Annotated in this window: 26 protein-coding genes; 3 read left to right on the top strand and 23 right to left on the bottom strand. The window is 43.6% G+C overall.

Translation table 11 applies throughout. The annotated features are described in order from the left end of the window. Positions 1 to 841 precede the first annotated feature (841 nt). From H8S44_RS12925 to H8S44_RS12890, 8 genes are all read right to left on the bottom strand, one after another. Positions 842 to 1,159, bottom strand: coding sequence for a hypothetical protein (locus H8S44_RS12925; RefSeq protein ID WP_186873832.1), 318 nt, complete (start codon positions 1,157 to 1,159; stop codon positions 842 to 844). Between the two features lie 57 nt (positions 1,160 to 1,216). After that, positions 1,217 to 1,432, bottom strand: coding sequence for a hypothetical protein (locus H8S44_RS12920; protein WP_186873831.1), 216 nt, complete (start codon positions 1,430 to 1,432; stop codon positions 1,217 to 1,219). A gap of 86 nt (positions 1,433 to 1,518) precedes the next feature. Then, positions 1,519 to 1,839: a helix-turn-helix domain-containing protein gene (locus H8S44_RS12915; protein ID WP_158365038.1), complete on the bottom strand. Its 321-nt coding sequence runs from the start codon at positions 1,837 to 1,839 to the stop codon at positions 1,519 to 1,521. Positions 1,840 to 2,083: 244 nt separating this feature from the next. After that, a complete protein-coding gene (locus H8S44_RS12910; RefSeq protein WP_186873830.1) occupies positions 2,084 to 2,392 on the bottom strand; it encodes a hypothetical protein in 309 nt (102 codons plus the stop codon). 15 nt (positions 2,393 to 2,407) lie between these two features. After that, the gene (locus H8S44_RS12905) at positions 2,408 to 3,748 is read right to left on the bottom strand and encodes a plasmid recombination protein (RefSeq protein ID WP_186873857.1); all 1,341 of its coding nucleotides are present in this window, start codon (positions 3,746 to 3,748) and stop codon (positions 2,408 to 2,410) included. A gap of 231 nt (positions 3,749 to 3,979) precedes the next feature. Then, positions 3,980 to 4,948: an AAA family ATPase gene (locus tag H8S44_RS12900; RefSeq protein WP_186873829.1), complete on the bottom strand. Its 969-nt coding sequence runs from the start codon at positions 4,946 to 4,948 to the stop codon at positions 3,980 to 3,982. Positions 4,949 to 5,055: 107 nt separating this feature from the next. Then, a complete protein-coding gene (locus tag H8S44_RS12895) occupies positions 5,056 to 6,129 on the bottom strand; it encodes a site-specific integrase (protein WP_186873828.1) in 1,074 nt (357 codons plus the stop codon). Between the two features lie 13 nt (positions 6,130 to 6,142). Next, positions 6,143 to 6,331: a MerR family transcriptional regulator gene (locus H8S44_RS12890; RefSeq protein WP_186873827.1), complete on the bottom strand. Its 189-nt coding sequence runs from the start codon at positions 6,329 to 6,331 to the stop codon at positions 6,143 to 6,145. A gap of 174 nt (positions 6,332 to 6,505) precedes the next feature. On the opposite strand from H8S44_RS12890, the gene H8S44_RS12885 reads away from it, so the two are divergent. Next, positions 6,506 to 7,135, top strand: a complete 630-nt coding sequence (locus H8S44_RS12885; RefSeq protein ID WP_186873826.1) for a helix-turn-helix domain-containing protein — start codon at positions 6,506 to 6,508, stop codon at positions 7,133 to 7,135. 335 nt (positions 7,136 to 7,470) lie between these two features. Here the strand turns inward: H8S44_RS12885 and H8S44_RS12880 are convergent, their stop codons facing one another. The 6 genes from H8S44_RS12880 to H8S44_RS12855 all read right to left on the bottom strand — a co-directional run bounded on the left by H8S44_RS12880 (position 7,471) and on the right by H8S44_RS12855 (position 12,037). Continuing rightward, positions 7,471 to 8,556 (bottom strand): DUF262 domain-containing protein, encoded by a 1,086-nt coding sequence (locus tag H8S44_RS12880; RefSeq protein ID WP_186873825.1) that lies wholly within the window; start codon positions 8,554 to 8,556, stop codon positions 7,471 to 7,473. After that, positions 8,549 to 9,637, bottom strand: a complete 1,089-nt coding sequence (locus H8S44_RS12875; RefSeq protein WP_186873824.1) for a hypothetical protein — start codon at positions 9,635 to 9,637, stop codon at positions 8,549 to 8,551. The genes H8S44_RS12880 and H8S44_RS12875 overlap by 8 nt, the downstream gene beginning before the upstream one ends. Positions 9,638 to 9,659: 22 nt before the next feature. Next, a complete protein-coding gene (locus tag H8S44_RS12870; protein WP_186873823.1) occupies positions 9,660 to 10,535 on the bottom strand; it encodes an NgoMIV family type II restriction endonuclease in 876 nt (291 codons plus the stop codon). Further along, positions 10,483 to 11,469, bottom strand: a complete 987-nt coding sequence (locus tag H8S44_RS12865; protein WP_186873822.1) for a DNA cytosine methyltransferase — start codon at positions 11,467 to 11,469, stop codon at positions 10,483 to 10,485. The genes H8S44_RS12870 and H8S44_RS12865 overlap by 53 nt, the downstream gene beginning before the upstream one ends. Positions 11,470 to 11,508: 39 nt before the next feature. Beyond that, entirely contained in the window at positions 11,509 to 11,718 is a 210-nt protein-coding gene (locus tag H8S44_RS12860; RefSeq protein WP_186873821.1) for a helix-turn-helix domain-containing protein, read from the bottom strand. A 112-nt stretch (positions 11,719 to 11,830) separates the two neighbouring features. Continuing rightward, positions 11,831 to 12,037 (bottom strand): hypothetical protein, encoded by a 207-nt coding sequence (locus H8S44_RS12855; RefSeq protein ID WP_186873820.1) that lies wholly within the window; start codon positions 12,035 to 12,037, stop codon positions 11,831 to 11,833. A gap of 119 nt (positions 12,038 to 12,156) precedes the next feature. Here H8S44_RS12855 and H8S44_RS12850 point away from each other — a divergent pair, with 119 nt between their 5' ends. Next, positions 12,157 to 12,405, top strand: coding sequence for a helix-turn-helix domain-containing protein (locus H8S44_RS12850; protein WP_186873819.1), 249 nt, complete (start codon positions 12,157 to 12,159; stop codon positions 12,403 to 12,405). A 34-nt stretch (positions 12,406 to 12,439) separates the two neighbouring features. On the opposite strand, the gene H8S44_RS12845 is transcribed toward H8S44_RS12850, so the two are convergent. The 3 genes from H8S44_RS12845 to H8S44_RS12835 all read right to left on the bottom strand — a co-directional run bounded on the left by H8S44_RS12845 (position 12,440) and on the right by H8S44_RS12835 (position 15,491). After that, complete coding sequence (locus H8S44_RS12845; RefSeq protein WP_186873818.1) at positions 12,440 to 13,870, bottom strand: MobA/MobL family protein; 1,431 nt, start codon at positions 13,868 to 13,870, stop codon at positions 12,440 to 12,442. A gap of 328 nt (positions 13,871 to 14,198) precedes the next feature. After that, the gene (locus H8S44_RS12840) at positions 14,199 to 15,290 is read right to left on the bottom strand and encodes a site-specific integrase (protein ID WP_186873817.1); all 1,092 of its coding nucleotides are present in this window, start codon (positions 15,288 to 15,290) and stop codon (positions 14,199 to 14,201) included. Between the two features lie 12 nt (positions 15,291 to 15,302). Further along, on the bottom strand, positions 15,303 to 15,491 hold the full coding sequence (locus H8S44_RS12835) for a MerR family transcriptional regulator (RefSeq protein WP_186873816.1): 189 nt from the start codon (positions 15,489 to 15,491) through the stop codon (positions 15,303 to 15,305). 165 nt (positions 15,492 to 15,656) lie between these two features. Here H8S44_RS12835 and H8S44_RS12830 point away from each other — a divergent pair, with 165 nt between their 5' ends. Continuing rightward, positions 15,657 to 16,169 (top strand): helix-turn-helix domain-containing protein, encoded by a 513-nt coding sequence (locus tag H8S44_RS12830; RefSeq protein WP_186873815.1) that lies wholly within the window; start codon positions 15,657 to 15,659, stop codon positions 16,167 to 16,169. Positions 16,170 to 16,293: 124 nt separating this feature from the next. Here H8S44_RS12830 and tuf read toward each other — a convergent pair whose 3' ends face one another. From tuf to lpdA, 6 genes are all read right to left on the bottom strand, one after another. Beyond that, positions 16,294 to 17,487, bottom strand: coding sequence for an elongation factor Tu (tuf, locus tag H8S44_RS12825; protein ID WP_186873814.1), 1,194 nt, complete (start codon positions 17,485 to 17,487; stop codon positions 16,294 to 16,296). Positions 17,488 to 17,674: 187 nt separating this feature from the next. Next, positions 17,675 to 19,795, bottom strand: coding sequence for an elongation factor G (gene fusA / locus H8S44_RS12820; protein ID WP_186873813.1), 2,121 nt, complete (start codon positions 19,793 to 19,795; stop codon positions 17,675 to 17,677). 21 nt (positions 19,796 to 19,816) lie between these two features. Further along, the gene (rpsG, locus tag H8S44_RS12815; RefSeq protein ID WP_178038305.1) at positions 19,817 to 20,287 is read right to left on the bottom strand and encodes a 30S ribosomal protein S7; all 471 of its coding nucleotides are present in this window, start codon (positions 20,285 to 20,287) and stop codon (positions 19,817 to 19,819) included. A 238-nt stretch (positions 20,288 to 20,525) separates the two neighbouring features. Then, positions 20,526 to 20,948, bottom strand: coding sequence for a 30S ribosomal protein S12 (gene rpsL, locus H8S44_RS12810; RefSeq protein ID WP_186873812.1), 423 nt, complete (start codon positions 20,946 to 20,948; stop codon positions 20,526 to 20,528). 201 nt (positions 20,949 to 21,149) lie between these two features. Next, on the bottom strand, positions 21,150 to 21,929 hold the full coding sequence (locus H8S44_RS12805) for an MBL fold metallo-hydrolase (protein ID WP_186873811.1): 780 nt from the start codon (positions 21,927 to 21,929) through the stop codon (positions 21,150 to 21,152). A gap of 16 nt (positions 21,930 to 21,945) precedes the next feature. Further along, positions 21,946 to 23,313 (bottom strand): dihydrolipoyl dehydrogenase, encoded by a 1,368-nt coding sequence (gene lpdA / locus H8S44_RS12800; RefSeq protein ID WP_186873810.1) that lies wholly within the window; start codon positions 23,311 to 23,313, stop codon positions 21,946 to 21,948. Between the last annotated feature and the right edge of the window lie 89 nt (positions 23,314 to 23,402).

Genomic DNA, 23,402 nt, shown 5'->3' with positions numbered 1-23,402 from the left:
ATTAAGGAAGAAGAAATCTATCCGACACTGCCGGACGGACTGAACGGAGCCCTGGATGGCAGCCGTGTAAAAACATATCTGAAGAATTCTATGTTCCCGCTGATGTATCTTTTCGGAAAAAACAGTATGCCGGACGTAGATAATCTACTTACATCTTTTTATCAACTCGACGACGAGGCCAGAAAAGAAGTCGTAGACACCATACAACTCAAGCTTCAATATCACCGAGATCCGGAACGGGCAGAGCAAATCAAACAGATCAAAGGCTGGTAAAATACCACCCGTGGTTCTATTTTGGTTCTATAAAAGCACCGGAATTTTGATTTTTGGCACCGTTTTGGCACTGCTCAGCTCTATTTTCACACATACAGACATAAAAAAGGCTTCCGGGGAAATCCCCAGAAGCCTTGATTCAGACAAGCGCCAAACCTCGAAAATGCCATGCATTTCCTCGGTCGCGGGCATTCGTTAAATGCCCGCATATTCAATAAAAAACAGCCCTTTTGTGCAAGCACAAAGGGCTGTTTTTCATCGCCTATTCGGCGCTTATCTCATTGCTTTCGCGTAGATTACTCGACGATTGTAGCAACACGTCCAGATCCTACTGTACGGCCACCCTCACGAGTCTTGCCTTTTTAAATCAACGTGTTTTTCATTGATTTTCCTATATATTTTTCTTCGTATTATTTATTTTTACACCTTGTTTTCAGGCGTTTTTGAAATTTTTAGAGCCAAAATAGAGCCACTCTCACAGCAGATGATTTTTCCGTGTTAGTTCTCGTCACATGGTGCTGGCACCATGTTTATACAATTAACAACCAATGTTTCTACAAACTGGAAGTTATCTTTTTCTTAATGGCAATGCTATTAAATTTCCCAATAATGCAATAACAGTATATCCAACTACATAAACCCATGCACTTGAGTTATAAAATATAAATATAGATGGCGCAAACATTATTGCTACAATCAAAATATACCAGAAGTTAAAACCATTCCTAATCCCATAAAAAACAGAGGTTATTAAACATATTAGAGGAATAATTACTAACATAACAATCATTGCACTTCCTGTGTTTTTTATAAACCAAGGAACGATATAAAAATCTATCAGCAACAGTAGGTAGAAAACCATGTTCTTTTTTAATTTATCCATCATATCATCATCCTTTCAAATTCCGATTTGTACACCTCTATTCTACTACAAAACCGTCCTTTATGAAAGCCTCTTAATCTTCTCCCTGGCCTCATACAACTCCTTATCCTTCGCCATCAGGTATTGCAACAGAAAACTATAATCATCATCTGAAATCAAGCCACTGGCACCATATCCAATAATCAATCGAATGAATCGCTGTTCATTTTCCGGTAAGGAATCAAGGGTCTGCCAAAGCAGATATCCTTCTATTGTTAATTCTAATTCTTTTTCCATTTGTCTATCCTCCTGCTTATTTTTCCTTTGCGCCCGTTCTCTCCTCTCATACAAAAAAGAACAGCTCAATCCTAGTTGAACTGTCCTTACTTCTTTAGGCTTCTGATAAAGGATAGGAATATTTCCCGTTCCTTTGTCTCCAAGCCATCCCATATTTCAAGTATCTCGTTTTGCTCTTCTGTCAGATTTAATCTGCCGCCATCTTCGACAAAGAACTGCGCTAATGTAATGCCGAATGCTTCACAGATTCTCTCTAGTGTCACAACAGTTGGTATACTCTTCTGGTTTATAATATTTGCTAACGCTGTTTGTGACATGTCTGTAAGTTGAGATAGGCGATACTTGGTATATCCTCGTTTTTCGCATAACTCTGTTATTCTCAATGGAATATACTCTTCTACACGCAAGCAATATACACCTCTCCTCTGGTCTATGATACCTACATTGTACCGATAAACCAAAAGATTTATTAGTCGCATACTGCTTCACTATATACTCTATTAAACTTTAGTATATGGGTAAAAAATAAAATTCAGCTCAAACTATTCAGTTTTATGTACTATTTTACCTGTCTCCTCCTCTACTGTCAAACAGCAAATACATTGTCAGCTATAAGGCGCAGCATATACTGCCACGCCCCTGCATTCATTATTACAACGCTTTTTCTATCCGCCGCTGCCGCTCTTTTAAATCATTCTGCTGTTCAAATAGATTATCCCGTTCCCTACAGACCTCTTTCATACGTTCCAGCTTCTCTCTCACCCCCTCCCTGCAGCCCGATTCTATCTGCTTATATTCCCCGGTCAGTTCCCGGATTCTATTGTTATTCTCCTTTATTTGCCCCGACACGCAAACCCAGTCTATCAGGTTCTGCATTTCCGGATCTGTCACATAAAGTTCTGTTTCCGCCACAATTTTAGTACATATCCTCATCAGGACTTTCTTTTCCATATCTGTCATACTCCCGCTTCCTCGCTATCTGTCTCTTCCATAGTAACGTTCCTTTTCTCTGTCGGCCTGCTCTTTTGACCTTGCGTATTCCACAATCCCCTCCACCTCACTTTTACCGAGGTAATCTTTCAAATATTCGAAATTTATTTCTTTCTCCTCCAGCTCCTCGATTCTGTCCCGCTGATCTCTGGTTTTCTCCCGTAGATAACTTACCTGTGATTCCAGCGTATCTACCCGGTCTGTCAGCCTTTTTACCGTCTCTGCAAGCTGTACACTTTTGATCGTCAGGTTCTTTACCAGCTCTTTCAGTTTTTCCAGCAGCGGCAACGCCTTCTTGTCCCGATAGGCCTTGGCGCTCATTAAGGCTCCCGGATCCGGAAGCTGCCACCGCAATTCTTCATCATAAGCATGAATATTTTGTTCCATGATCTCTTTCGATTCCACCATTTTATCCAGTTCCCGTTGCAACTTCTTCTGCTGTTTCTCCAATTCCTCATTGTCTGACAGCAACTGATTTCTGGTTTCCTTTAATGCTTCTGTATCGGAATGAAGTTCTTCACTGGTAGCAAATAGCTCGTCTATTTCATCCTCTAATCGCTCCTTTCTTTCACGTGTACGTTCTATCCGTTCTCTTGCTTCGTCCTGCCTATCATAGATGTCCAGCAGGTCTTCCCTGCTCGACGTAATCGTCTGCTGCAGCTCCCATAATTCTTTCTCCCGTTCCTGTTTTTCATAATTCAGTACCGATAAATGCTTGTTATGAGTTCCGAGCTGTTTCCACCGCACTCCGTACTGCTCCATGACCAGAGCAAGCTCCTGCTTCTCTGATTCTATCCACTGGTTCCACTCTGTATCGCCCCGTGTCCCACCACGGAATCCCTGCTCCGCCAGTGCGCCTTTCAGCGATACTCTGGTGTCAAGGCCACGCTTGCTATTACGGATAAAGGGAACGAAATCTATGTGGACATGCGGCGTCTCCTCGTTCATGTGCAGGTGTGCCGAAAATACATAAAGGTTGGGATTCCGCTCCTGAAAATCCTGCATGAAATCTACCAAAATTTCCTTTGCAAGCTGCCCCTCCTCGCTTTTCACATTGGTATCGTCCTTATTTCCAATCTGAAAAATGACCTCATGGAACAACTTTTCCTGCTTGCTCTGCCGGATTTTCTCATAATAGCTGTCTATCTTTCTATCACTCCGTTTCTGCTTTGCGTTGTACCGTTCCAGGGCTTCGTCGAAAAGTTCATGGTATACTTTTTTGATACTCTTATGGCAAAATTTCACGTTGTTGACACTCCGCTCTCTGTCCACATTCTTCGCGCTAAATGCTCTCGTGTTGTGGTTGACCGAGCCTTTCCCCATCATTCCGCTGATTGTTCTCTCCAATAGGTATCTCTCCTTTTATCTGTCTTATAAGCGCCGGAAACGGCGCAGGCTTTGTTACTTTCGTCGAAAGTAACGCAAAAGCACTTTTGACAGACACAAGTGTCCATCAAAAGCTGCTGTTGCGCCCTGCCGGGGGCTTTTCTGCTTCTTCCGTTCAAGATAGCAAGATCACCCTGTCTATAGAAAAGGGAATCTTGCCATCTTCCCCGGCTACAGCATCCAGTACCACTGACTTCCAACCTTTACGCTATCAATATTCAATTCCTTTTTGGCGTTCCAGAGTGTTTTCTTTTTGATACCTTTCTCCTTTGCTGCGTCCATGATTTCATTGCAGGATTTCTGACCATCCGCCAGAATCTCCAACAAAAAAGATTTTGCGTCCTTTGTTTTCTCTCCTTTACTCGTCCCGGAAAGCAGCTCATCCACCGTGATATCACAGGGACCTTCCCAGCAAAAGCCATTCTCCTTGTCCAGCCGGAACGCAATCGAAGCTCCCTCCGGTGCAAGGCTGCTCTTGTCATGGGCGATTACACGCAAGGTCGGATCGTTCTTTACCCGGCCAACCACCAACGCACTCCGGGCCATTGCCTGAAAATCTATCGAACCAAGCCCCCGGTAAGTAGATTTGCTGCCGCTGGCCTTGTTCATGTGACCGATAAGGATAATAGCGCAGTCGCATTCTTCGGCTATCCTTGCCAGCCGTTTCAGAACCGCCCGGATCTCATTTGCCCGGTGCATATCCACGTTAGCCCCCAGATAGGCCTGTATCGGATCTAAGACTACCATTTTCGCCCCTGTTTCTTTAATCGCCCTGACCAGCCTTTCATCCGTCATGGTCAGGCTCTTAAGGCTTTCGTCTATAACCATCACCCGGCTGCAGTCAGCTCCTGCCTCCAGCAGGCGGGGCTTTATGGTGTCTTCCAGGCCGTCCTCTGCGTTCTGATATATCACGTTGATAGGTTCCCTGGGATTCTGTCCCTCCTCCCCCGGAAGCGGTTCTCCCTTTGTGAGCAGCGCCGCCAGCCGCAGGATAAATGTTGTTTTTCCCTCTCCCGGATCGCCCTGCACAATCGACACTTTTCCATAAGGAATATAGGGATACCACAGCCAGTCTACCTTTCTGGCCTCCACATCATTCATATTGATTAAACGATAATTTTTCTCTCTTTTTTCTTCCATTTACATCCTCCACTAAAACATTCCATTGAGTTTCAGCAGAGCTTTTGTTATACTATATTTGCGAGATATAGTTACATAGGCTCTGCCTTTGTAGGGAAATGTCCTTGTCAATCGACAGGGACATTTTCATTTCTTGCCGCTTCCAGCATGTTGGCCACATTCTTTTGCTGGTTCGGGTATAAGTGGCCATAGGTGTTCATTGTGATTTTAATATCTGTGTGTCCCAGACGTTCCTTGATAATCAGAGGCTGTACCCCCTGATTGATAAGGTAGGCCACGTGACTATGACGAAAATCATGCACCCGAATCGGCTTCAATCCTGCTTTTTCATATTCCCGTTTCAACTTGTGTTGTACTGCTTCTGCCACAATCGGGAACAGTCTTTCATCATTTTTCAATCCGTAACATCGGTTTACATAAGATTCAATTTCCTTTTTCAGGAACTCCGGGATATGAATCACTCTGACCGACTGCTCTGTCTTTGGTGTTGTAATAACGTCCTTTCCACCTGTTCTGTAATAGGTCTTTGTGATGCTGATCTGGTTATTTTCAAAATCAATATCATCCTTTGTAAGCGCCAGCATTTCTCCCTCTCTACATCCTGTCCAGAAGAGTATTTCAAAAATCACATAATACCGACTGTCCGGATCTATCCTTTTTATAAATGTGTCATACTCCGCTTTTGTCCAAAAGCTCAATTTATCTGCATCCGCCTTTCCCATTTTCTTAACCTTTTTGCAGGGATTATTTTTCAGGTTATAGATATTACTCGCATGTGTAAACAACGCTGTGAGCTGGTTCTGTACCATACGAAGGTAGGTCGCTGCATATCCCTTCGCTCTGATTTCGTTCTGCCACTGAATAATGTCCGCTGGTGTAATCTCACTCATACGCTTATTCGCAAAATATGGTAGAATGTGGACTTCTATCATATAACGCTTATTTTTAATTGTACGATCTTTGAGTTCTCCCGCCTTATCTCGAAAATATATATCCACGAAAGCTCCCAACGTCATTTCCAGATCCGCAGATGTGCTTCTCAAAAAGTCTCTTTCCCACTCCAGAGCTTCCTTTTTCGTAGTAAAACCTCGCTTTTTCTTATGCTTCTTCTCCCCTTTCCAGTTTTCGTAATAACATTGCACTGTCCATTTTCCGGTCTTTTCATCCTTTGAAACTGACATCGTATTCCCCCTTTCATGCTGTCTGACTATAACCGTAAAATTTCGTTTCAAAAAATGCCCTGGGAATCTTCCCGGCAACAATCAGGTAACCACTGGCCTTCAATTCCTCGTTCAACTCTCTTATGAGCTTATACGCATGGCCTTTGGAAATCCCCAATACTTCTGCCACATCCCCGGCAGTCAGTAAATAATTTTCTTTCATTCAATCTCCCCTTTCTTATCATTGTTTTTGTTATTTATTAGTGTCAATGATATTTTATCATTGCATATCATTTATGTCAATAATAAATATTTATATTTTTTATATTTATTGTTATTGTCAATATTTATTGAAAATGCTATACTATAAGAAATCCAGTTTGAAAGAGGTGTCCGTATGGAAAATACAATTCAGATAGCCGAGAGAATTAAACAGCTCCGTAAACGTCTGCATTTAAACCAGAATGACTTCTGCAAGAATCTGGGAATTAAGCAGTCAACCCTGTCCAGTTATGAAAATGGTACAGTATCTCCCTCCAATGAGGTACTCTATGCTATCGCCAAGCAGTACCATGTATCTCTGGATTGGCTCTTTGGTATTTCAGATAATGAGATTTCTCTGGCCTCTATGGGGGATATTGTCAATTTTCTTCTGGAAATGAATGAGGTACGGGAACTTCGATATGAATTAGAAATCAACGATAAACTCTTTAATGACCGAGAAACCGAGGGAAACCGCTGGTATGCAAGTATCAAGTTTTACGGGAATGAGAAAGACTACCCATATAATGCTGATATGTGCCAATTTCTTGCTTCCTTAAACGAGAGCCGTGAAAGTTATGAATCCTACTTCACGCCCAAGGAAATGTTTGACATCTGGAAAAAGCAGAAAGTCTCCGACTACTCTCCATTCCCGGTAACCAGGAAAACCTATCAGGAGCTGGATACCGTCACCAGATTGAAGCTGCGAAACGAGTATTTGGAGAAGCAATTTCAAGAAAAAAAGAGCGATAGCAAAAAAAATTAGAGCCATTTTAGAGCCACTAAGCCATTTACCATCAAATTGGGGTAGGTGGCTTTTTCATTTGTTCGTTATTCCTTTTTGATGTATAAAAAAACACAACCCTTGATTTCTCAAGGGTTGTGGAAAGATTCACTCTTTATTTGGCTCTACAATTAGAGATTACTCGATGATAGAAGCAACACGTCCAGATCCTACTGTACGGCCACCCTCACGGTGCTTTTGAGAAGGAATCTATTTGTTTGGGATTGATTTTACTTGCTTTGTTGGTTCGTATTATTCAGGTTTTCGTGTAATATTTGTGGTTTTTAAAATTTTTAGAACCATATTAGAACCAACAACTATACCGACTTCTTAACTTCAACTTTACAATATTTAAGCAATGCATTCATTCTATTATTTTTCTGACTTGCAGAACGTGTTCTACTTGAAGCTGCATCTTTATATTCTTTTAAATGGCCATTGTATTTTGTACTTTTTGAAAAATACTCACAATAAAATTCTTTTACCGGAGTCTTTATCTTTCCAACCTCTACCCCGTTATTTATACAATACCACCCCAATGAAAATAATGTATATAAATGTGTTGTCCAACACAGCCTCTTATTATTTTCATAATCCAATTGTAACTCTTCCATAAATTCTATGATCTTATTAAATTCTTTTTCTCCTTCAGCAAGTACAGTTTTATTATCTTTATATTTTTCATACTGTGCATCAAGTGTACTTGGTGTTGAATCTAACGGTTTTTTATTTAAAACCAAAAATAACAATTCAGAAATAAATTCTTCGTCTTCCATACGCTCTATTTTTAATCGTTCAAATTTATCCTTCAGAAAAGACATTTCAGATAATTTTTTTACTAATTTCAATAACGGTGTCGTTGAATACTTTGCATTCCTTAGTTCTTGGGGATTAAGGGGTTCTCCATTCCTATTTAAACGATCAAATACAGATGAAACCAATTCTAAATCATTCTCATACAGATACTCAATTTGCAATGCATATGTCCAAAATTGTTTGATATAATCTCCGTTTATTTTTTCATTTTTTATATCTTCAAAACTTTTTCCAGCAATATTTTCTGCTAGATGTCGATTATCTTCGTCCAAGAAACCATCCTCAGCAAAATATGTTGTCAATGGTATTTTTCCCTCTATAAAACTAATGATTGCTTGAAGTCTTTGCTTTCCATCTACTATATCATATTTTGTTTTTCCATTTTCATCCACAATTGGCCGCATAAATATAGCTGGAACAGGATAATTCTTCATTATAGAATCTATTAAAAAAGATTTTTTATCTTCAACCCACACATTACTTTTACGTTGATAACTTGCATCAAAATTATATTTTTTCAATGTATAGTTATCATAAAACTCCGATATTGTAAGCTTCGTCGAATTTCTTTCAAAGAATTTAGCCATTTATAATTCCTCCTATATTGTCTGATGATGTCTGCAATACATAATTTTTAAAAATACTACTTAATACAGCGTTTAAATCTCTCGGTGGAACAGGATTAATAAATGTAAATTCTGTATCCGAATTAAGGTTAATCAATAATTCATCAATTTCTCTTCTATCAACATGCCAATATGAAATTCCACACATTATCACCATGCTCTCATTTTCATTTGATAATTCTTTTGCCTTTTTTATTGCTTCCTTGCGAATAGTATCTGCCCAAGATGAAGTGATTTTTAATCTTGCAGAATCTCCCGCTGGCGGAATAATTGCTCCTGTTGAATATTTTGTTAGAGAATCATATTGCAACGTTAATTCGTCTATCTTCAATCCATCTACATCTATATTATAATTTATATCATACATATCATTATGATTTTTAGGTACAAAACTGATAGAACCATGCGGTTTTATTATTTCTATAACCGTATCATTGTTATTTGTAAAACCATATACTCCATATTTCATTCCCAGCACTTCTAATATTCTTTCTAGCCACACATCATAATTATATGATACAAAAATAATTTTCTTATATTCTTTTAAATCTAACTCTCTCAAAAATGAAAGCCAGCCCCAATCTGTATATGTTAAGGCAAATTCTTGAAGCAAAGTATTATCTATCAATGAATCATACCACGAAAATAATTGTCTTAAATAAACTATTAATTCACAATAAGCACGCAAGTATATTCTATCATCATTTGAATTTATCATACTCAATCTTTTTGCTTTTTGATCTGGATCATTAATAAAGTCAAAAAACATATTTGCACAAGAAATGATTTCTTCTATTAGCGCATTACTTTCCTCCACGCTACTATGTGGGCGCGCACCTAAAGTCCATAACGCAGGACATACCTTATAAGATAAAAAACTTGGTCTTGAATCCCATGGCGTTCCAATTACTTCTCCATATCGAAACAAATTTTGAACATCTATATGTATATCCTTTTTTCCTTTATTCTTTAAGAAATCATTATATTTATGCAAAAAATCTATCGTAAATCCGTTTCCTAATATTACAAAAACACTTTTCATTTGCAATTCTATCCTATTTCCTCTAAACTGCCAAATCTAAAGGTAAGTCTGATATATCTTTCAGCCTTTTTCCTTGTACTAATGTCTCCAGAGTTTCAATAGCATCTTCCGAACCTACTTCTTTCACCGCACGAATCAATTCATAAAGCGCAAAGTGATACACGCAGTCAATATCACCTGTTCCAAGTGCCAATGATGCCAATCTGTTCGGCATAGGTTCCGCTGTTACCACAACAATATGTGGCAGATGTCCTTTTCTATTACGAATTAAATTTAATGCTTCTGTACGGCTATTCTGAGCCCTATCGCTTCTCATAGTAAACTTTGCCGATACACTGGCATGAAGTAATGGTTTTCCACCATTTGCTTTTCTAATATCTGCCATTTTTCCTGTATTATCGTCTACTATGCACTGCTCCTTATTAATTTCCTCATCATCACAAAGATTACGATATATTACTACATCCGGTGCAACAAGATAATCATTTCCAAGTGCCGCAGCTAACTGTGCATTTTCCGCTGTTAATGCACTCAAATAAGCTAAATGTTCATACTGTTCAAAGTCACTTGTTTTAAGTCTGTTGTTATTTCCGAGCTGTAATATAGACCACTGGCCTGGTCGAAGATTTTGCAGATACGGAAACGTTTCTTGCAAAAACTCCATTGTTAGCAATTCAAACTGTTTTCCAAGTGTCTGACCAGAAATTTTATCAACAATATTCGCTGTGTGATGATGCTCATCTACTAAAATTTCTACAATTTTTTTGGCTATCGCTTTTGATCCTCTGCTACTGGTATCTGCATTTGATACTACTCCTGCATTTGTTAAAGTTAATGTATTTGTTTCAAACAACCGCTCGTGAAAATGAAATCTCGCATTCGCTATTAATGCATTCATATTCTAAACACTCCTTTATCTTTTCTCCCACTGCCTGCGCTACTGGTGGCGGAAAGGCATTTCCTATCATTCGACATGCTGCTGTTTTCTTTTTTCCAAAAGTCCACGTATCCGGAAAACCTTGTATTCTAGCCAACATTCTGCTTGTCAAACGCGGCATACCTTCAAAGTTCATCTCAGGTGCCTCATTTGCAACACCTTTTCCATCCACACCTAATTCGGCCCATGCATTTCTTGCTCTAACCGGTCCTAAATCCGGTCCTCCATGTTTTTTGGAGCCACCAACTAATGTTGGCGCAATTTTATTGGCATTCTGAGCCCAAGTTTTTGCTCCTTCCCATCTATTTTCCGCCATTAAATCATATAATACCTCTCCAACAGTAGGCGCTCCGCCTGGATTCGCCTCTGGATACGAAAATGAAATATTTTCATCTTTTCGAATTGCAACTATCACAACTCTCGGCCTCAACTGTGGAACTCCAAAATCCGATGCATTTAACAATTTAATTTGCGCATCATATCCAAGGTTTTCGATTGATTTTAATATGTATTTCCTATAATCTGCAAAACTTTTATCTAAAAATCCCCTCACATTTTCCAACATAACAGCTCTTGGTCTCATTTCTCTAATTAACCGTATTGCTTCCGGAAACAAATCTCTTTCATCATCTTTTCCTAATTGCTTTCCTGCAATAGAAAAGGGCGGGCATGGAACTCCTCCAGCTAACAAATCTACTCCCCGATATGGCCTTCCATTAAATTCACGGACATCCCCACATATTACATTCCATTCCGGCCGATTCATTTTCAATGTATTACAATAATCTGCTTCATATTCAACAAGTGCAACATGGACAAATCCAGCCATCGCAAGACCTAAAGCCTGACCTCCTGCTCCTGCACATATTTCTACACATGTTAATGGTCTTTGCACAACATATCCTCCTTCAAACTATTTTTTAAGCATATTCACTTACCGTTCATCATTTGCAAATTCCATTACATCTCCTATGTCACAATTCAACGACTTGCATATCTTGTGTAAACTTTCAAGAGAAACTGCTTCTCCTTTTCCCATCTTTGCCAGAACATTAAAACTAATTCCTGCCATATCTTTTAATTCAGTTCTATTCATTTTCCTATCTATTAGAATTTTCCATAATTTATCATAACATACCGACATAGTATCTCTCCTAACATTTTCTCTTTTGTTATCGGTTGGAATCAGTATAACATTTTTAGCACATATCATCAAGATAATCTCACGAAACAGAAAGATTTTTAGAACAAATATTCTATTCTTTTAGTTTTTGAAGCTCATATATTTTCTTATCCTTCGCCATCAGGTATTGTAACAGAAAACTATAATCATCATCTGAAATCAGGCCACTAGCACCATATCCAATAATCAATCGAATGAATCGCTGCTCATTTTCCGGTAAAGAATCAAGGGTCTGCCAAAGCAGATAGACCTCTGTTGTCAGTTTTAATTCACTATCCATTTCTATATTTACCTCGCTTAAACTTATCTTTGACACTTAGTAAATGTCATTTGTATAGCAATCCTATCATACACTATAAGAAAAGTAAATGACATTTAGTAATTGTCAAAAGGTGAGCTATGTATAAGAACAAAATCGACAACATGAATAACCTCTCTGGTATTGCTATCCGTAATCTTCGTATAGAAAAAGGCTGGTCTCAACGAGAACTGGCTGACGCTTTGCAGCTTCTTGGCTTAGATTTGGACAAGAATGCTATCCAGAGAATTGAAGCCCGGAAACGGTTTGTCACGGATATTGAATTAACCTATTTTGCTAAAATCTTCGAAGTTGATTATTCCGTTTTACTGGATTCCCAAACAGAATGAAATCCCCCAGGACACTCTCCTGAGGGATTCTTCACTATCTGGCTCCTCTGCTACTGCTATGATAACCTCTGTATTCTTCCTTGGCCTCCGTCCTTTTCTTTGCTTCCCGGATCTGCATATCCATAAACCCTTTCGCTTCTGTCCTCTCCTTCCATTCTTCTACTGCATCCCTATACGCTTTGTATTCATTCCGAGCTTTCTGGTATTCTTGCATAAACTCCTGGACTGTTTCATAGCCATACTCTTGAACTATCCTTGAAAGTCTCTGTTTCATGCTGATACTTTCTCGTTCCAATGCATCTTTCCACCTTTGCACCGTACCTCTTTCTTTTCTATGAAACACTCCCGTTAAATGAGATAGGTTTTCTTCAGCTTTTTTGATTTCCCGCTCATTCTTTAAAATAATACCATTACAACTATCTAATTCATCCTTTATTTTTTTAAGCTGTTGATATTTGGCTGCAAGCGGGCTTCTTACCGGAAACTCCAGTCTTTCTTCTTTCGCCTCCGCTACTCTTTCCCTTACCTTCTCAATCAGCTCTTTCAGCTTGGAAACTGCCTCGAAAAGATACAGCCAAAACAGCTCTGGCCTTTTTCCTCTCCTATTGATACTCGCTTTTATCTCTTCCGAAATACACTCCCGTTTTATCTCCCGGATCTGCTCCTCTGCCGCTCCGCTGACCAATGCCTGATCCACCGTAGCATTCCACTCCTTCCGCATTTCATTGTCCTTTGCTATCTCCTCGGCCTTGGGATTGTTCTTTCCAATTTTCTTAGTAGGCAGATACAAGCTGCCATGCTCGAATACCTGCAGCTTCTGCTTCTCGTCCGGCACTTCCTGATTGATCAGTTCTGTGTAAGAATGCTTCACTTCATCCAGGAAAGCCGCCGTTTTAAACCAGCTGTTCTTAGCTTCAAATAGCTTTTTTTCGTAAACCTCTCCCTTCTTTATGACGCTGCAGCCCGGCCTTATCTCCCCATACTCGTCTAGTATCTCTTTCTTCGTCCTGACATGGACGCCTCGTTCATCATAGAACATGTTTCTGGAAGCCACCTTTATAATAGGCTTCTCCAGCTTCTTCCGTTCCGAGAAAATCAGATGGATGTGGTAGTTGGTCTTTCGCTTATTGTGGTGCAGTGCTGCAATGCACTCTACCCCGTACCGTTCTTTAAAATGGTCTGTAAATAACGCTAATACATAGCGGCGGGGATAATACTCCGTAAAACTCTCTGGCAAGGCAATAATCAATTCCCTGGCTTCAATACACTGGCCGTCTGCTCCACTCTTCCGGAACTCTTCCTGATTACATTTTGCCAGTTCTGACCAGAATTTCCGCTCCGTAGTTTCATACACGGCATAGAGATTTTCCTGTCTGGCAGGATTGGCGATATAGTTAATCCTGCCCTTTACGTTTGGCAACTTCGATAACTGAATAAATGAATTTCTCGCTATAAGCAACACCATCTTTCTTTGTGAGTAGGCGCTCCGGCGCCTGTTTACAAACTCTCTGCCTTTCGGCAGCTAAGCCCCCTGCAAGGGCGAAATACACAGAGCATAAACGAAGTTTGTGCGATGGGTGTATTTCGCTCTCAAACGCCGAGGGCTTCTAAAGCCTCTCCCGGAGCAGCTTCAAACTCCCGTCCTCGCCCTGTGACTTCCGTCCTGGTTGTCTTTTACGGGAGCGTGTCACGCTCTCGTTTCTCTGTGAACAAACCTCATTTTCTATTTATCATATATAAAACACTCTGCTATACTGATGTTGTATTTACATCGAAATAGCAGAGTGTTCCTGTTATCTTGTGCCTCTACCGTTGCCACTGCTGAGGCTCTTTTCTTTTTGGTTGTTCAACATATCCGCTACCTTCCTCTGTTGGTTCGGATACAGGTGGCCGTAGGTATTCAGGGTCATTTTGATGTCCCTGTGGCCCAGGCGTTCTTTGATAATCAAGGGCTCTACTCCCTGATGAATCAGATAAGCCACGTGGCTGTGACGGAGATCGTGTACGCGGATTTTCTTTACTCCGCTTTTCTCACACTCCCGTTTCAGCTTATGCTGCACCGCCTCCGGCACGATGGGAAATATCCTCTCGTTGTCCGATATTCCATAGAGTTTATCCACATAATCTTTCAACTCCTGTGTTAAAAACTGTGGAATATCAATGACTCTTGCCGACTGCTCCGTTTTCGGCGTCGTAATAATATCCCGTCCCTCCGCACGGTAATAGGTTTTACTAATACTGATTTGATTCCTTGCAAAGTCAATATCTGATTTTGTCAGGGCCAGCATTTCTCCCTCCCGGCAGCCTGTCCAGAACAGTACCTCGAAAATTGTGTAATATCTGTCCCCTTCCTCCATTCCGCTGATAAATTTGTCGTATTCATCTTTTGTCCAAAAATCCAATTTGTCCGCATCCGCCTTTCCCATCTTCTTTACTTTTTTACAGGGATTGTTCCCCAGGCCGTAAATATTGCTCGCATGATTGAACAGCGCTGTGATCTGATTCTGTATCATACGAAGATAGGTCTGAGCAAACCCCTTTGTCCGCATTTCATTCTGCCATTGGATAATATCTGACGGGGTAATGCTGTTCATGGGTCTGTCCTTAAAATACGGAAGAATATGCGCTTCTATCATATATCGTTTATTTTTTACTGACCTCTCTTTCAATTCTCCCTTTTTATCCCGGAAATAAATCTCCACGAACGCTCCCATCGTCATATCCATGTTTGCATTGGCCGTTAACTTATAGTTGTTTTCCCACTCAAGAGCCTCTTTCTTTGTTCGGAACCCCCTTTTTTGCTTTTTCTTCTTGTTTCCCTGCCAATCTCTGTAATAAAACAGACAATACCAGGTATTTTGCTTTTCATCCTTATATGCTGGCATATCCATCCCTCCTTACGCTGACGTCTGATATCCGAAAAACTTCTTTTCCCAAAAAGCCCTCGGAATCTTACCTGCTACAACGATGAACCCGGCTTTTTCCAGTTCCTCGTTCATCTGCCGGATCATTTTATAAGCATGACCCTTGGAAATCCCCAGTTCCGCAGCTACTTCGTCCGCGGTCATCATATAGTTTGTCCCCATAATTCACTCCTCCTCTTTTATTCCTTGTATTGTTACATAATTTCTTGTATTTCTAATTTAATACAAGTTTTTTGATTTGTCAACATGATTTATTAAAATTCTTGTATCTTTTACATTGATTTCTGTATCTCATTGTGCTAAATTAGTATCAAGGAGGATAAAATCATGCGTTTAGGAGAATATTTAGAAGTAGGAAAGAAAATGAAACAGGCCCGGATGAACGCCGGAATCAACCAGCGAGAAATGGCCACCCGGCTAGAGCTGACCAATTCCTCATATTCCAATTATGAAAATGGCTACAGTGAGCCGCCTGTGGAAACAATACAGAAGTTTTGTGATATATTAAAAATCTCGATGAATGAGCTGTTGGGTGTAAAGATTTCTACTCCCAGAACTGTGCCTGTCCGAACCTTTGCCGATTTTCTTGCCATTCTGATTGACCTGGATCGCAGAGGCTTACATATAAAAGGAAATACGACTTACTCTCAGAAAGATAACCAGCTCATGGCGCACCTGGCTCTGGACATTCCCAACGCCCAGATCGCCACCTTTATTCCTGACTGGAACAAAGTCAACCAGCAGCTTGCGGATGGCCTCTTGGATAAGGAAGAATATGAGATGTGGCTGGAAGATACCCTGCGATTATTCAATGTTCCGATAGAAGATTACATCCATTGAAAATAGAAAGTACGAATTTTTAGAACCAAACTAGAACCACGACAAGAAAATTACACATTTGTAACCGAAAAAAAGGCTTCCGGGGAATTCCCCAGAAGCCTTGATTTTACTGCATAAATTGTGATTACTCGATGATAGTAGCAACACGTCCAGATCCTACTGTACGGCCACCCTCACGGATAGCGAATGTAAGACCCTGCTCCATAGCGATCGGGTGGATCAGCTCGATGGTCATCTCTACGTTGTCACCAGGCATGCACATCTCTGTACCAGCCGGCAGGTTGCAAACGCCAGTAACGTCAGTTGTACGGAAGTAGAACTGCGGTCTGTAGTTGTTGAAGAACGGTGTATGACGGCCACCCTCGTCCTTTGTCAGAACGTAAACCTGAGCGGTGAACTTTGTATGGCAGGTGATGCTGCCCGGCTTAACGATAACCTGACCTCTTTCGATCTCGGTTCTCTGAACACCACGAAGCAGAGCTCCGATGTTGTCACCAGCCTGAGCCTCGTCAAGCAGCTTACGGAACATCTCGATACCGGTTACAACGGTCTTACGAGTCTCTTCCTTAATACCAACGATCTCAACTTCCTCATTCAGATGCAGAACACCACGCTCAACACGGCCGGTAGCAACGGTACCACGACCTGTGATGGTGAATACGTCCTCGACCGGCATCAGGAACGGCTGGTCTGTAGCACGCTTCGGATCCGGAATCCAGCTATCAACTGCGTCCATCAGCTCCATAACCTTGTCTCCCCACGGTCCCATCGGATCCTCAAGAGCCTTCAGAGCGGAACCCTGGATGATCGGAGTGTCATCTCCCGGGAACTCATACTCGTTCAGCAGCTCACGGATCTCCATGTCTACCAGCTCAAGCAGCTCCTCATCGTCTACCATGTCGCACTTGTTCATGAATACTACGATGTAGGGAACGCCTACCTGACGGGACAGAAGGATGTGCTCCTTAGTCTGAGCCATAACACCATCGGTAGCTGCTACTACCAGGATAGCGCCGTCCATCTGTGCTGCACCAGTGATCATGTTCTTTACATAGTCAGCATGGCCCGGGCAGTCAACGTGTGCGTAGTGTCTCTTCTCTGTCTCATACTCAACGTGTGCGGTAGAGATGGTAATTCCACGCTCTCTCTCTTCCGGAGCCTTGTCGATGTTCTCGAAGTCTGTAGCTGTGTTACCAGCAACACGAGCTGCCAGAACCTTTGTGATAGCTGCAGTCAGAGTAGTTTTACCATGGTCTACGTGACCGATGGTACCGATATTACAATGCGGTTTTGTTCTGTCAAATTTAGCTTTAGCCATTTTGATTGTCCTCCTTGAATTCATTCACCCTGAGGGTAAAAGTTGATTTTTTGCTGTTTCGATATTAAAACTCGGCTACTTCTGATTATATTTCATAGAGCCTTATTTTTCAAGCAAAATTTAGGAATTTTGCTTATTTCTTTACCGCAATCCGGCTAAAAATACCGGATTGCAGTTATTTTTATAATTATTTCTTAGCAGCGAGTACTTTCTCCTGGATATTCTTCGGTACCTGCTCGTACTTCTCGAAGAACATGGAGTAGTTACCACGACCCTGAGTCTTGGAACGCAGGTCTGTGGAGTAACCGAACATCTCTGCAAGCGGTACATATCCGCGGATCATCTTACCGCCGCCGATATCATCCATACCCTCGATACGTCCACGACGGCTGTTAATATCACCGATAACATCGCCCATGTACTCCTCCGGAGTAGTAACCTCAACCTTCATAATCGGCTCAAGCAGTACCGGATTACCCTTCTGCATAGCCTCCTTGAAAGCCATGGAACCAGCGATATGGAATGCCATCTCACTGGAGTCGACCTCATGGTAAGATCCATCGTATACGGTAGCATGAACACCCAGTACCGGGAAGCCTCCCAGAATACCGGACTGTGCAGCCTCTTCGATACCTTCGCCGACTGCCGGGATATACTCCTTCGGAATCGCACCACCGACAACCTGAGACTCGAACTTAAACAGCTCTTCTCCGTTGGCGTCCATCGGCTCAAAGCGGACTTTACAGTGTCCGTACTGTCCACGTCCACCGGACTGCTTAGCATACTTGCTGTCTACATCAACAGCCTTGGTGAAGGTCTCCTTGTAAGCTACCTGCGGTGCGCCTACGTTAGCCTCTACCTTGAACTCACGCAGCAGACGGTCTACGATGATTTCCAGATGCAGCTCTCCCATTCCCGCGATGATAGTCTGACCGGTCTCCTGATCGGTATGCGCACGGAAAGTCGGGTCCTCCTCTGCCAGCTTTGCAAGAGCCTCGCCCATCTTGCCCTGACCTGCTTTGGTCTTCGGCTCGATAGCCAGCTCGATAACCGGCTCCGGGAACTCCATGGACTCCAGAATTACCGGATGCTGCTCGTCACAGATGGTATCACCGGTTGTGGTGAACTTGAATCCAACTGCTGCAGCGATGTCACCGGAATATACCTTGTCCAGCTCTGCTCTCTTGTTTGCGTGCATCTGAAGGATACGTCCTACACGCTCCTTCTTCTGCTTTGTAGAGTTATATACATAAGAACCAGAATTCATGGTTCCTGAGTATACACGGAAGAATGCAAGCTTTCCTACGAACGGGTCAGCCATGATCTTGAATGCAAGCGCAGCGAACGGCTCGTCATCAGAGGAGTGACGCTCTACTTCGTTGCCATCCATATCAGTTCCCTTGATAGACGGGATGTCTGTCGGAGCCGGCATGTACTCGATAATAGCGTCCAGAAGCTTCTGAACTCCCTTATTTCTGTATGCGGTACCGCAGCAAACCGGAACAGCTGTACACTCACAGGTTGCTTTACGAAGAACTCTCTTCAGATCCTCAACCGCGATAGATGCTCCCTCGTCCTCAAGGTACTGCATCATCAGGTCGTCATCCAGCTCGCAGATCTTCTCGATCAGCTCCTGGTGATAGAGCTCTGCTTCGTCCTTCATGTCCTCCGGAATCTCTGTGATGGAGATGTCCTCACCCTTCTCATCGTTGTAGATGTAGGCCTGCATCTCGAACAGGTCGATGATTCCCTTGAACTCGTCTTCCTTACCAATCGGAAGCTGCAGACAGATGGCATTCTTGCCAAGTCTGGTCTTAATCATATCTACTGCATTGTAGAAATCTGCTCCCAGGATATCCATCTTGTTGATGAATGCCATACGGGGAACATTGTAGGTATCAGCCTGACGCCATACGTTCTCAGACTGCGGCTCTACACCACCCTTCGCACAGAACACGCCGACAGCGCCGTCCAGTACACGAAGGGAACGCTCTACCTCAACCGTAAAGTCTACGTGACCCGGGGTATCAATGATATTGATACGGTTCTCTAATGCGCCCGGCTTCGGCTTGCAGTGCTCCTGCAGCGTCCAGTGACAGGTTGTAGCAGCGGAAGTGATGGTGATACCACGCTCCTGCTCCTGCTCCATCCAGTCCATGGTAGCAGTACCTTCATGAGTATCACCGATCTTATAGTTTACACCAGTGTAATACAGAATACGCTCAGTCAGTGTGGTCTTACCAGCATCGATATGAGCCATGATTCCGATATTTCTGGTTCTCTCCAATGGATATTCTCTTCCAGCCACGGGATTTTCCTCCTCAAATAATTAGAAACGATAGTGAGCAAACGCCTTGTTTGCCTCTGCCATCTTGTGCATGTCCTCTTTTCTCTTTACAGATGCGCCTGTGTTGTTTGCTGCATCCATAATCTCATTTGCCAGACGCTCTTCCATGGTCTTCTCACCGCGCTTACGGGAGAACATAGTCATCCAGCGCAGAGCCAGAGCCTGACGACGATCAGCGCGAACCTCGATGGGAACCTGGTAGGTCGCTCCGCCGACACGTCTTGCCTTTACCTCGAGAAGCGGCATGATGTTGTTCATTGCCTCTTCGAATACTTCCAGAGCCGGCTTTTCTGTCTTAGCCTCTACTCTCTCGAATGCTCCGTAAACAATTTTCTGAGCCACGCCCTTCTTACCATCCAGCATGATGTTGTTGATAAGCTTGGTGACTACCTTGTTGTTGTACAGCGGATCCGCTAATACATCTCTTTTCTGAGTATGTCCTTTACGTGCCACAATACTTCCCTCCTTAATACATGCTTACCGAATCCGTGATTCAGTAAGATTCACTCTTAATTCTCAGGTACTCACATGTGTCTTTCTACTTGTGTCGTGCACGGCAAATCTATATACGACCCGCAGCCTAAGGGACGATATTTCATTCCGGCAATATAGACAATTGTCTATCCAACGAATAGTTCTGTTTGTGATACACCGTTGTTACAAAACCAGATGACGGCTGAAATACGTTTAATTATTTCTTTGCGTCTTTCGGTCTCTTGGCACCGTACTTGGAACGTGCCTGTCTTCTCTTTGCAACTCCTGCTGTATCCAGGGTACCACGGATGATGTGATATCTGGTACCGGGCAGGTCCTTTACTCTACCGCCACGGATCATAACAACGCTATGCTCCTGAAGGTTATGTCCTTCTCCGGGGATGTAGCTTGTTACCTCGATACCGTTGGAAAGACGTACTCTGGCGATCTTACGAAGAGCAGAGTTCGGTTTCTTCGGGGTAGCGGTCTTTACTGCGGTACAAACGCCACGCTTCTGCGGTGCGGCTGTATCAGTTGCTTTCTTCTTCAGAGAGTTAAATCCTTTCTGAAGGGCGGGCGCTGTAGACTTCTTTACAGTTGTCTGACGTCCTTTTCTAACTAACTGGTTGAATGTTGGCATTCCTTTCACCTCCTGTGATGAGTGGCAGGCAATGTTGCCGGCCCTGTCAGGCTGCTGTGTCGGTAATTCGACTGTTTCAGGCGCGCAAAAATACCATATGCTTTTCGCGCACACTAGATTAGTATAATAAGAAAAGCCCCCTGTGTCAAGGGGGTTTTCTGTAAAAATCCGTTGGATTTTCGGGACTTTTTTGGGTATTTTTCAGAGTTCGTAGCGCTTTCCGGGCTCGTCACCGAACACCGGTACCGGCAGGCCGTCGCCCGCCGTCTCGCAGATATGCTGCGCGTTTTTCCGCCAGCCCTCCGTGTCCTTATCGGGACGGGGCAGATGAACCGCCAGCACCTGGCCCAATTCCAGATACCGGGCTATCAGCCTCCGGGAGGAGGGCAGACCCATCAGTGGAAATGGGCCAATCAGCCAGTCCATCTTCTGCGACCAGGCTGCCGCCCTTTCATATAAAAACTTTGCGGGTCTGGCGTCGCCGGGCAGCATCAGCTGCTTTCCACCTGCCTCCAGAAGGCAGACCAGGTTCTGGATATCCGCAAACCGGTCGCCCATGTGGATACTGTTGAACAGGGTCAGTCGCATACCCGGCAGGGTCACGATCCGGTATTTCTGTTCAGACGCCTCCACAGCCGTAAGGCGTCCCGCCTCCGGCTCCAGCGCCCGGATCCGCCGAATGGTCTCCTCCGTGGAAATGATGCGGAGATCCGGATTCATTTTCAGGGCCTCCGCCACGTCCTCCGGGCAGAAATGATCTGCGTGCTCATGGGTAAATACCAGCGTTTCCAGCTTCTTTTCCCGGATATCCCGCAGAAGTTCCTGCCGGATCGCCTCCGGCGTGTCAGGGTAAATTCCGCCGGGCTGCTTCGCGAACACGTCGAAGCCGATGGCTGCACTGCTTTTTCCTTCTATATTATAAACCTGTATTACGATTCCCGCATTGCCCGTGTGCCAGGCTGTCATTTCCGTTCCCATCATTCATTCCGTCGTATCTTTAATCCATAAGTGCTTCCCTGATAATCTCGCATACCGTGGGATGCGGGAAAATTGTCCGTCGAATCTGTCTCAGCGGAAGCTTCAGGTCAATCATCAGCGCCAGCGCATAGATATACTCTGACGCGTAAGATGACATCAGCGCCGCCCCGATAAGCGTTTTTTTGTCCCTGTCCACAATCAGCTTGCAGATACCATTGCTTAAGCCGTTCTCCGCCACATGGCGTCCGCTGAAATTGATGGATACCTTTTTCACCTCATAGTTCCGGCCTGACGCCTTCGCCTGCTCCTCGGACAAACCTACAAAGGCCGCCTCCGGACTGGTGTAAACCACGCCGCTGATCGCATCATAGCTCATGGCGTCGTCCTCCCCCAGGATGTGGTTCACGGCCACTTCACCTTCCCGGTAGCCCACATGGGCCAGCATGACTTTGCCGTTCACATCGCCGATGGCATAGACATGCGGCACGTTGGTCTGCATGTGCTCATCTGTCACGATGGCTCCCCGCTCGGTCTGTACGCCCAGCTTCTCCAGGCCCTCGATCTGGCTGTTGGCCCGACGGCCCACGCACATCAGAGCCTTATCATAGGCTGCCAGCTGAAGCTTTCCGTCCTTTTCATAAGTCACGACTCCTCCCGCCAGCTTTTTCACTCCGGAGGACAGATGGAAGGTCACGCCCTTTTTCTCCAGCTCTTTCTGAAGCAGTTCGCTGACCTCCCGATCATTGCCGCCCAGGACCTTATCCAGCATCTCGATCACGGTTACCTTCGCTCCAACCTCCTGAAAATAAGCCGCCATCTCAAAGCCGATGACTCCACCGCCCACAACCAGAAGCTTCTTCGGGATCTCCTTCATATCCAGGATCTCGTCGCTGGTCATGACCGTTCCGTCCGCCATACCTTCTTTTACGCCTTCAATGGGCGGCACTGACGGAGTGGAACCCGTGGCCAGAATCAAATCCTCCGCTGTGTAGGTCTCGTCTTCTACAAATACCGCCGGTTTTTCTTCCACTTTGCCAAGCTTTGCTGTTCCGTTTACTACCTTTACCTTCTTACGGCGAAGGGCACTGCCTACGCCCTGCACCAGCATTTTCACAACCTCGTCTTTTTTTGCCACTACTGCAGCCTGATCCACATGAACCGCGCCCTCCGCCGTTACGCCGTACGCTTCTCCGGCTCCCGACGCGTAATGGTACATTTTCCCCGCGTAGAGAAAGGTTTTTGTCGGGATACATCCCACATTCAGGCAGGTTCCCCCCAGGCTCTTCTTTTCCACCAGCAGCACCTTTTTTCCATGGTGCGCCGCGTACTCCGCGCAGTTATAGCCCGCCGGGCCGCCTCCAATTACTATTACATCAAATTCCTGCATTCCCTCTTTTCCTCCTTTTTAAGCTTTTGGAAGCTTTTGAATTCTCCTGTCTCTCAGTAGATTTAATTATATAGTTTATCGAATACTTT

The organism is Anaerosacchariphilus hominis, assembly GCF_014290175.1.
GTDB classification, from domain to species: domain Bacteria; phylum Bacillota; class Clostridia; order Lachnospirales; family Lachnospiraceae; genus Laedolimicola; species Laedolimicola hominis.
The sequence above is the reverse complement of the archived record's forward strand: the minus strand, read 5'-3'. Positions and strand labels throughout refer to the sequence as shown.